This is a genomic window from Scrofimicrobium canadense (genome assembly GCF_009696615.1).
Lineage (GTDB): Bacteria > Actinomycetota > Actinomycetes > Actinomycetales > Actinomycetaceae > Scrofimicrobium > Scrofimicrobium canadense.
The window spans coordinates 1-1116 of the sequence record NZ_VULO01000050.1 but is presented as its reverse complement, the minus strand read 5'-3'; the positions used below and the strand labels follow the sequence as shown (position 1 = coordinate 1116).

At 64.2% G+C, this 1116-nt stretch carries 3 protein-coding genes; all 3 read right to left on the bottom strand.

The window, feature by feature from the left end:
• Window positions 1–447 (bottom strand): hypothetical protein (locus FYJ24_RS12745; RefSeq protein ID WP_206192732.1); only part of this gene is annotated, 447 nt, incomplete at its 3' end.
• On the bottom strand, window positions 419–637 hold the full coding sequence (locus FYJ24_RS13625; RefSeq protein WP_206192733.1) for a GGDEF domain-containing protein: 219 nt from the start codon (window positions 635–637) through the stop codon (window positions 419–421). The genes FYJ24_RS12745 and FYJ24_RS13625, both read right to left, overlap by 29 nt.
• Before the next feature lie 73 nt (window positions 638–710).
• Window positions 711–1116 (bottom strand): glutathionylspermidine synthase family protein (locus FYJ24_RS12485; protein ID WP_206192731.1); only part of this gene is annotated, 406 nt, incomplete at its 5' end.

Sequence of the window (1116 nt, the reverse complement as noted above, 5' to 3'; positions counted from 1 at the left end):
CTGTTCCAGCCTCAGCCCGCACAGCGCGGGCATGCCCGTGCGGGCGGCGATCAGGGGAGGCAGCGAATGCAGCTGGGCGACCGGCAGGCGTGCCAGCTGACTCTCCGAGCCCATGCCCAGTTGCCATGGGTCTGCGGCGTCGCGCAGGGTCAGCCAGCGGCTTGGGGAGCTGGCAAGCTGGAATAACCGCCTGCCTGAAAGACCACGCAGGTCACGGTTCGAGTGCCATCGTGGCCACACGGGCATCTTCGGGCTGCCAAAGCGTGCTGACGAAAGGGCGCAGTGCGTCAGGCAGCGTTTCGGGGCGCTTTGAAGGCGCCAAGGGGCAAGTCGCACCACCTGCTGGCAGGGCTCTTCCACATCGACGATGCGGCCATCGTCCTCGCGGATAGCATCTTCAAGGGATAGGTTTGCTGCCTCATGCCCCGCGGGGCGCGAATCCGCCATGATCCTGCGCCGTGCTGATCAAGACCACCTGGTTACGCCCCTGGTGCTTGGCACGATAGAGCGCCTGATCGGCGCTGAGGCGTAGCGATTCGGTAGAGGGATGTTCAGGGAAACTGCTGATCCCGACGCTGAAGGTGCAGCGGAAGCGTTCTCTGCCCGCGTGAAACGCAGCTCTTCGGGTGGCGCCCAGGTGGCAGCCTGCAGCCGAGCATCATCAGGGCAGCAGCGCCGCCTAAGCGCGACGTGCGCTCACAAACGCACGCTTACACGATCGCGTGAGGTACGAAGCAGGACGTGTCCTTGGTAATTCTGCCCACGTCTTCGCGAATGCCGATACCACAGGCGCGATCGCCCACCACCCAGCTGCCGACCAGGGCATGCCGCTCCCCAAACCTGGGGAGCGGATGGTACGCCTGACGAATCCATGGGCTATCGGTGTAAGGCCCGTCGACGTTTTCCGACACTCCATCGGGGGTGGTCAGGCTGACGTTGCTGCCCTCACGGGAGAAAAACGGTTTACGAACCCAGCCCGGCGCAGGCGAGGCGTTCTCGGGTGGCTCGAAATAGGCGGGCAGCAGGTTGGGGTGGCCTTCGAACTGTTCCCACAGCAGCGGCAGGATACCTTTATTGGACAGAATCGCCTTCCAGGGCGGTTCGAACCAGTGGGTG